At 66.9% G+C, this 7833-nt stretch carries 9 protein-coding genes and 1 pseudogene; 6 read left to right on the top strand and 4 right to left on the bottom strand.

The window, feature by feature from the left end; all coding sequences use genetic code 11:
- The 3 genes and pseudogenes from QR64_RS06230 to QR64_RS25595 form a co-directional block, all read left to right on the top strand.
- On the top strand, positions 1 to 415 hold a 415-nt coding region (locus tag QR64_RS06230; protein WP_318025553.1), incomplete at its 5' end, for a hypothetical protein.
- A gap of 46 nt (positions 416 to 461) precedes the next feature.
- On the top strand, positions 462 to 962 hold the full coding sequence (locus tag QR64_RS06225; protein ID WP_225433764.1) for a TlpA family protein disulfide reductase: 501 nt from the start codon (positions 462 to 464) through the stop codon (positions 960 to 962).
- A 29-nt stretch (positions 963 to 991) separates the two neighbouring features.
- A pseudogene (locus tag QR64_RS25595) lies at positions 992 to 1444 on the top strand (cytochrome c biogenesis CcdA family protein); the annotation flags it as partial.
- Here QR64_RS25595 and QR64_RS06220 read toward each other — a convergent pair.
- Positions 1361 to 2935 carry a glutamate synthase-related protein gene (locus tag QR64_RS06220; protein ID WP_084222291.1) on the bottom strand — a complete coding sequence of 525 codons (1575 nt, stop codon included), beginning with the start codon at positions 2933 to 2935 and terminating at the stop codon, positions 1361 to 1363. The pseudogene QR64_RS25595 and the gene QR64_RS06220 overlap by 84 nt on opposite strands.
- A 141-nt stretch (positions 2936 to 3076) precedes the next feature.
- Between QR64_RS06220 and mmsB the strand changes: the two genes are divergently transcribed.
- From mmsB to QR64_RS06205, 3 genes are all read left to right on the top strand, one after another.
- On the top strand, positions 3077 to 4057 hold the full coding sequence (gene mmsB, locus QR64_RS06215) for a 3-hydroxyisobutyrate dehydrogenase (protein WP_318025554.1): 981 nt from the start codon (positions 3077 to 3079) through the stop codon (positions 4055 to 4057).
- A gap of 95 nt (positions 4058 to 4152) precedes the next feature.
- Positions 4153 to 4554, top strand: coding sequence for a cupin domain-containing protein (locus tag QR64_RS06210; protein ID WP_200886487.1), 402 nt, complete (start codon positions 4153 to 4155; stop codon positions 4552 to 4554).
- A 53-nt stretch (positions 4555 to 4607) separates the two neighbouring features.
- Complete coding sequence (locus QR64_RS06205; RefSeq protein ID WP_039584550.1) at positions 4608 to 4922, top strand: putative quinol monooxygenase; 315 nt, start codon at positions 4608 to 4610, stop codon at positions 4920 to 4922.
- A gap of 22 nt (positions 4923 to 4944) precedes the next feature.
- On the opposite strand, the gene QR64_RS06200 is transcribed toward QR64_RS06205, so the two are convergent.
- From QR64_RS06200 to QR64_RS06190, 3 genes are all read right to left on the bottom strand, one after another.
- Positions 4945 to 5946, bottom strand: coding sequence for an NAD(P)-dependent oxidoreductase (locus tag QR64_RS06200; protein WP_268814368.1), 1002 nt, complete (start codon positions 5944 to 5946; stop codon positions 4945 to 4947).
- 247 nt (positions 5947 to 6193) lie between these two features.
- Complete coding sequence (locus QR64_RS06195) at positions 6194 to 7369, bottom strand: MFS transporter (protein WP_052227215.1); 1176 nt, start codon at positions 7367 to 7369, stop codon at positions 6194 to 6196.
- Positions 7351 to 7833 (bottom strand): TetR/AcrR family transcriptional regulator (locus QR64_RS06190; protein WP_235367029.1); only part of this gene is annotated, 483 nt, incomplete at its 5' end. The genes QR64_RS06195 and QR64_RS06190, both read right to left, overlap by 19 nt.

The raw sequence follows: 7833 nt of genomic DNA, 5'->3' as shown, positions 1-7833 counted from the left end.
CACCTTCCCAGGAAAGAAGGTGTGCATGGAACCCGGGACGATTCACCCAGCTCCATACCCCGCCAACTGCCCACCCCGGCTGCTGCAGCTGACCAGCCGCACCCAACCTGATGAGGAGAAATCAATGAATCAACGTCCACGAAGAAATCCCGTGCTGCTGGGTGCGGCAGCGGTGCTGGTGACGGCCCTGTGTTGCGCCGCGCCAGTCCTGATCGCCGGCGGCGCGCTCGCCGCCGTGTGTGGACTGCTCGAGAATCCATGGGTCATCGGGGCAGCCGTCGCGCTGCTGCTGGCGGCTGTGGTCGCCTTCGCCCGCCGCGGTCAACGCGGCGATCACTGCTGTCCCGCCGACAGCCATTCACCCGCGACGCACACGCTCGACGACCTGACGAAAGGAAGCATCGACAATGTCTGAAACGCGTTCGTTTACACCCCACAGGTGGGCGGGCGTTACGGCTGTGATGCTGGCAGCGGGCGCGCTGACCGCGTGCGGCCAATCGGCCACAACCAGCAATCCGACCTCACCGCCACACGCCAACGCCACAACCCAGGCGACGGCGGCGACACTGACCACGGTGGACGGCAAAACCGTCGAACTGCCCGCTGCCGCCCCGACCGCGATCCTGTTCTTCTCCTACGGGTGCGGCGAATGCGTCGGCGGCGGTAAATCCCTGGCCGCTGCTCGGGCGGCCGTGGAGAAAGCCGGAGGCAGCGCCAAGTTCCTAGCCGTCGACATCGTCCCCACCGAGAAACCCGCCGATGTTCGCCACTTCCTGGACCAGATCGGCGGCACCAGCCTGCCCGCGGTCGTCGATACTAACGGGGCCCTGACCAGCCGCTACCAGGTGACCGCGCCGACCACCGCCCTCGTCATCGACCCGTCCGGGCAGATCAGCTACCGCGGCCACGCCCCGTCCCAGGATCAGATCCTGGCCGCCCTCGGCAGCAGCGCCGCACGGTGAACCTGCTCGCGCTCGCGTTTACCGCTGGCATGCTCGCCCCGGTCAACCCCTGCGGGTTCGCGCTGCTACCGGCGTGGATCACCGGCACCATCGCCACCGGCGGCACCGATGCGGTGCTCGTGCGGCTGGCCCGGGCACTGCGCACCGGGGCCGTCCTGACCATCGGGTTCACCGGCACCCTCACCCTCGCCGGTATCGCGATCAGTGCCGGTGCCCGGACCCTGGTGACGGCTGCTCCCTGGCTCGGGATCACGATCGGGCTCACCCTGGCCATCTTGGGCGGCTTCATGCTCACCGGCCGCACCATCGGTCTGCGTATGCCTGCCCGGACGCGTCATCGGCCGGACTCCCCAACAGCCGGTGGTGTGCTCGCGGCCGGAATCGGCTACGCCCTGGCGTCACTGTCCTGCACCTTCGGGGTACTGCTCGCGGTGATCGCCCAGGCCCAGGCCACCAGCGGATGGGGCGGTCTGCTGGCAGTGTTCACCGCATACACAGCCGGTGCCGCCACCATCTTGATGCTGGTCAGCGTCGGCACCGCCATCGCCGGCACGGCCCTGACCCGGCATCTGGGTATCCTCGCCCGCCACGGGACCCGCGTCACCGCCGCAGCCGATGGCCTGCAGCGCCGAGTTGGACAGCCCGATGGCGTCCGCGCCCAGTGCCAGCGCCTTGACCATGTCGGCGGCGGTGCGAATCCCGCCGGTGACCGCGAGGGTCACGTGGTCGGCCGCGGCTGCGGTGAGGTGTCGTCGGGCCCTGGCGAGGGCCGGGATCGTCGGCACGGAGATGTTGTCGCGGAACAGGGTTGGCGCGGCACCGGTGCCGCCGCCGCGGCCGTCGAGGATGAGGTAGTCGACACCGATCTCCAGGGCCGCGTCGATATCGCGCTCGATCCGCTGGGCGCTCATCTTGTATCCGATGGGGATGCCGCCGGAGACCTCCCGGACCTGAGCGGTGAAATCCCGGAGCTGGTCGAGCGACGTCCAGTCGGGGAACGTGGCGGGAGAGATGGCGGCGGTGCCCTCCGGCAGCCCGCGCACCTCGGCGATCTTGCCGATCACCTTGCTGCCCGGCAGGTGCCCGCCGGTCCCGGTCTTCGCGCCCTGCCCGCCCTTGAAGTGGAACGCCTGCACCTTCTGCAGATGCTCGAAGCTCCAGCCGAAGCGAGCCGAGGCGAGTTCGTAGAAGTACCGCGAATTGTGTTGCTGCTCTTCGGGAAGCATGCCGCCTTCGCCGGAGCAGATCCCGGTACCCGCCAGTTGCGCGCCTGCCGACAGGGCGATCTTGGCCTCTTCCGAGAGCGCACCGAAGCTCATATCGCTGACGAACAGCGGGATGTCGAGCACCAGGGGACGTGCGGCCGCGGGGCCGATCACGGTTTCGGTGGCGACCGGCTCGTCCTCCAGCAGTGGCATCCGCGCCAACTGTCCGGTGACGAGCTGGATGGACTCCCACTTCGGCAGTTGGTCCCGTGGCACGCCCATGGCGGCCATCGGCCCGTGGTGGCCGACCCTGTCGAGGCCGTGGGCCGCTAGTTCGTGGATCTGCGTGACGAACGGTTCCTCGGGGGAGTCGGCCGGTTTGATCCAGCGGCCCTGGAAGCCGTCGTCGGGGTAGGTCGTCGGGTCGCTGCGGGTGAACTCCGAGACCGCCGACTCGTCGAGGTAGACCTCGTCGTCCGACACCCGGGCGGGGAACTTGGTCAGCGCCGCCGCGGGGTTGACGGGTGACACGCCGGACTCGGCGTCGTAGCGCCAGCCGTGCACCCCGCAGACGAGGTGATCGCCGTCGACGCGGCCGTCGCTCAGCAGTGCGCCGCGATGGCCGCACCGACCGTGCAGAGCGGACACGTCGTCGCCCCGGCGGATGAGAACGATGTCCACGCCACCGACGGTGACGGGATGCGGGCGGTCGGGTGTCAGGTCGTCGAGCGACGCGACTCGGAGGGCGTTGGCCAAGGCGATCTCCACGTAGCCAACGTACCGACCATTACATGAACGTTCAAGTAAGCCTACCCTGACCAGGCATCCCGTGAATGCGAAATCCCAATGCGCACAGCGGTTATTCTGAATAGCGCGGACTATATGCGAATCTTCTGCGCGGATTAATTTATCGATTGCGGCGGGATAAAGTGCAGGCGTGCGCAATTAATCAAGCGCGGTACAAATCCGATGCGCACTTCGCGGAACCGCGACTCACGAACCCTGCGGAAGGCTCGACCGATGACGACAGTTGCATTCCTGGGCCTCGGCAACATGGGCGGCCCCATGGCGGCGAACCTGCTGGCGGCGGGCTACACCGTTCGCGGCTTCGACCCGCTGTCCGCAGCGCGCGACGCGGCGGAACGCAACGGTGCCGCGGTCTTCACGGCGGGCGCCGATGCCGTCGCAGGTGCAGACGTCGTGATCACGTCGCTGCCCAACGGTGCCGTGGTGCACGCCTGCTATGCCGAGGCGTTGCCCGTTGCGAAACCGGGGGCGCTGTTCATCGACACATCGACGATCTCGGTGGCCGATGCGCGCGAGATCAACAGCAGCGCAGAGGAACTGGGCATGGAACAGATCGACGCGCCGGTGTCCGGCGGCGTCAACGGGGCGACTGCTGGCACGCTGGCCTTCATGGTCGGAGGGCGGGAAGCCGCCGTCGAACGAGCCCGCCCGATCCTGGAGCCCATGGCGGGCAAGATCATTCACACGGGGCAGTCGGGCACGGGTCAGGCCGCCAAGCTGTGCAACAACATGATGCTGGGTGTTCAACAGATCGCTGTCGGTGAGGCGTTCGTACTCGCCGAGAAGTTGGGCCTCTCGGCACAGTCCCTGTACGACGTGGTCACCGGTGCGACCAGCAACTGCTGGTCGGTCGAAATCAACTGCCCCGTACCCGGTCCGGTGCCGACGTCGCCGGCCAACAGTGAGTTCAAGCCCGGCTTCGCGACCGCGCTGATGCACAAGGATCTGGGCTTGGCCATGGCTGCGGTGGCCACGGCCGGCACGCGGGCACCCCTGGGGAGCCTGGCGGCGGAGATCTACCTGCAGTTCAACGAAGACAACGCGCACAAGGACTTCAGCGCCGTGATCGAGCTCATGCGCTGAGGCGCCGCCCACGTGGCAGCGCAGTGAAACCACTGAGAAGTGAAGATTTCCACGGTATTTCAGCCGTGGGTCGAGACGAGAGGACACACGCACTCATGACGATGAACATCTCACGCGACGAGGATCGGCCGGCGGGACCCGCGCCTGCGGAGAACTTCACGGGCGACGCGATGATCAAGCCGTTGTTCCAGGCCAGCGAGGCGAGCAACACGGTCGCTAGTCAGGTGACATTCCCCCCGTCGGCTCGCAACGCATGGCATTCGCACCCGGCGGGTCAGGCCCTCGTGGTGACGGCGGGCAGCGGTTGGGTGCAGGAATGGGGCGGCCCGAAGCAGGAGGTCACCGTCGGTGACGTCATCTGGACGGCGCCGGGTGTCAAGCACTGGCACGGCGCCACGTCGTCGGAGACCATGACCCACATCGCGATTCAGGACAGCGTCGAGGGCGTCACGGTCGACTGGTTCGACAAGGTCGACGACGAGGACTACCTGCGGTAGTTCCGCGAGACAACCGGCAACCCGCGCGACACCAATCATTGAGGAGTTTCGGAATGTACTCATTGTTCGTCACCGTCGATGTCCAGCCCGACAAGATCGACGAATTCGTGGCCGCCATTTCGGCGAACGCGGCGTCCTCGGTTCGCGATGAGCCGGGCTGCCTCAGGTTCGACGTGCACCGTGACGTGGAGACGCCGACGAGGTACTACTTCTACGAGGTCTACACCGACGAGGACGCGTTCCGCACCGGCCATCTGGGATCCGCCCATTTCGCACGGTGGCAGGCGGCCTCCGACGTCGTGCTGATCGAGGGGAGCCAGCGGATCGTCTTCGCCGACGTACTCCACTACGGCGCGGCCACGGTCTGACCGGCCGCGCCGTAGCGGGGGGCTACGCCGAGGCCTGCGAGTCGGCGGTCCGAGCCATCTCATCGGCGATCTCGGACATCGAGAGGTACAGCGACGTGCAGTCGAGTTCGCCGAAGCCGTTGTTCATCGCATCCGCGTAGGCGGCCAGCGCCGTCTCCGTCACCGTGGCCGGCGTCGCGGTCTGCTTGGCCGCTTCCACCGCCAGTGCCAGATCCTTCACCATGAGCTTTGTCATGAACCCCGCCGCGTACCCGTCTGAGCTCGGCGCCGTGGCGACGATTCCGGGTGCGGGGAACAGGGTGCGAATCACCCAGCTGTCACACGTCGAGGTCGTCGCGATCTCGAAGAAGACGCTCGGATCGAGCCCGATGCGCTGGGCCAGCAGGATGCCCTCGCACGTCGCAGCTGTGCTGACGCCCATGATCATGTTGTTCACGATCTTGGCGGCTTGACCGGTGCCGGCACCTCCGGCGGAGATGACGCGGCCGGACATCGGCTCCAGGATGGGCATGACGGCCTCGAGCGTGTCCTTGTCTCCGCCGACCATGAACGTCAGCGTTGCGGCCTCTGCGCCCTTCACGCCACCGGAGACCGGCGCATCCAGGAAGCGCAGCTGATGGGCGGCGGCGTCCTCGGCGAGCAGGCGCGCCGTGGCGACGTCGATAGTCGAACTGTCGACGACGATCGTGCCGGGCCGCAGCGAGGCGAACAGTCCGTCGGCACCGAGGTACACCGAGCGGACATCGGCGGCGGTCGGCAGCATGGAGAAGATCACCTCGGCGCCGTTGGCCGCCTCGAGGGTCTCCGATACGGCGAACCCGGCCGCGCGGGCGCGCTCGGCGGCCGCCGCGTAGTTCTCGATGCCGAGCACGTCGTGGCCGGCGGCCTTCAAGTGCGAGGCCATCGGCAATCCCATTCTGCCGAGACCGATCCATGCAATCTGCGTCATGTTCCATTCCTTGCTGCGACATCTTACAACGGCATGATCGTGATGCCGTTCGAGATCGTTTAAATGAACTGAAATTTGTCGTGCATATAAACTTCTACCGGAGGCGCGATCGACAGCGCAAGACGTTTCTCGGTGCGGATAATAGTCGCATAATGCATGGTAGGGAATGCATCGTTCAGCTGTACCGACGGGGAATGTCGCCGTTGAATTATTCAGAATTCTTATTCAGGGTGAGCCTTTTCGCTGACACCCGTAAACGGCGTCGAGGCACCGCCGGGGCTCTGCGCCCCGACGATGCCCCGCACCGTCCCTGCTAACGGGTTCAGCGGTCGCCCGCGGCTCCATGTACCTCGGGCAGCGGCTCAGCCGCAGTGAGTGCCTCGACGCGGTCGCGTTCGGCCTTGTCCCAGGTGTCCCGCGTCAGCACCACGCCGAGCAGGCCGATCGCGCCGAACACGAGGTAGAGGACGGCCACACCGCTCCAGCCGAAGGCGACAGCCAGCGCGCCGGCGGTGAACGGCACGAAGCCGCCTACCGTGGCTGCGAGCTGATACCCGAGTGACGCTCCGGAGGTCCTCGTTCGGGTGTTGAACAACTCGCAGAACCACGATCCCTGGGTGCCGATGAGGATGGCGTGGACGATCGAGATCCCGATGACATAGGCCATGATGATCATCGGCGCGACGCCGGTGTTCACCAGCAGGAAGATCGGGAACGCCACGACGATCATCAGGCAGCACCCCACGCCGTAGACGACCCGACGACCGTACTTGTCCGTGAGCACGCCGACTAGCGCACAGATCCCGATCGCGAGGATCGTGGCGATGATCAAGCCGGTCAAACCGGTTGTGCGGGTGGCCAAGTCGTTCGTCGTCAGGTACGAGAGCAGATACGTCACGATGATGTAGAAGCCGCCGGTCTCAGCCAACCGCAGCGCGATGATGCGCAGCACCGTGCGCCAGTCGTCCTTGAGCACCTCGATGATCGGCCGCTTGGCGAGGGAGCCCTGCTCCTTCGCGTCGGTGAACTCGGGCGACTCCTCGACCTTGAGGCGGATCACGATGCCGACCACGATCAGGATCGTGGACAGCAGGAACGGCACCCGCCAGGCCAGGTCGCCGGGAAGCGAGGCCGACAGCAGGAACGCGACGTTGGCCAACAGCAACCCCAGCGGAACTCCGGCCTGCGGAATCGCCGTGTACTGGCCGCGTTTACGCCACGGCGCGTGCTCGAAGGTCATGAGGATGGCACCGCCCCATTCGGCGCCGAACGCGATGCCCTGAAGAATGCGGATGACGCCGAGCAGGATCGGTGCGAGGACACCGATCTGGTCGTAGGTCGGCAGCAGGCCGATCAGGACGGTGGCAGCGCCCATGACCAGCAGCGCCATCACCAGGACCGGCTTTCGGCCGTGCCTGTCGCCGAGGTGGCCGGCGAGGATGCCGCCGAGAGGACGCGCGGCGAACCCGACGCCGAAGGTCAGGAAGCTGAGTAGCACGCCGACGACGGCAGCCGGGATCGCTGCTCGGCGCCGCGACCGTGCTCGCCGAGCCACGCGATGGCGGTGGCCATGTCGAGGAGGTCATCGCCGGAGAGGTCGTCGCGGACGTCGCCGGTCGCGACGGCGCGCTCCAGCAGCGCCGCCCCGGCGCGTTTACTGCGCTTACACGTGGTGTCGTCGCCGGCCTCGGGGTCCACCAGCGTGCGCGCCAAGCCGTCGAACAGACCGGCCTGCGTGACGTAGTCGTTGAGCCAACCCTGAAGCGCCGCAACGGGTTCTGTGGATCCTAGGAGAGCCTCGGCCTGCTCGGCGAGTGCCAGCAGGCCGTCGTCGATCACCGCGAGCACCAGGTCGTCGCGGTTGGGGAAGTGCCGGTACAGGGTGCCGGGGCCGACGCCCGCCGCCTTGGCGATGTTGAGGCTCCCCCCTGGGAGTGGACACCCTGACAATGGTTCGTACAA

It is taken from the genome of Rhodococcus sp. Chr-9 (genome assembly GCF_000801125.1).
Classification (GTDB): Bacteria; Actinomycetota; Actinomycetes; order Mycobacteriales; family Mycobacteriaceae; genus Rhodococcus; species Rhodococcus pyridinivorans.
This window is presented reverse-complemented; position numbering and strand designations above follow the sequence as displayed.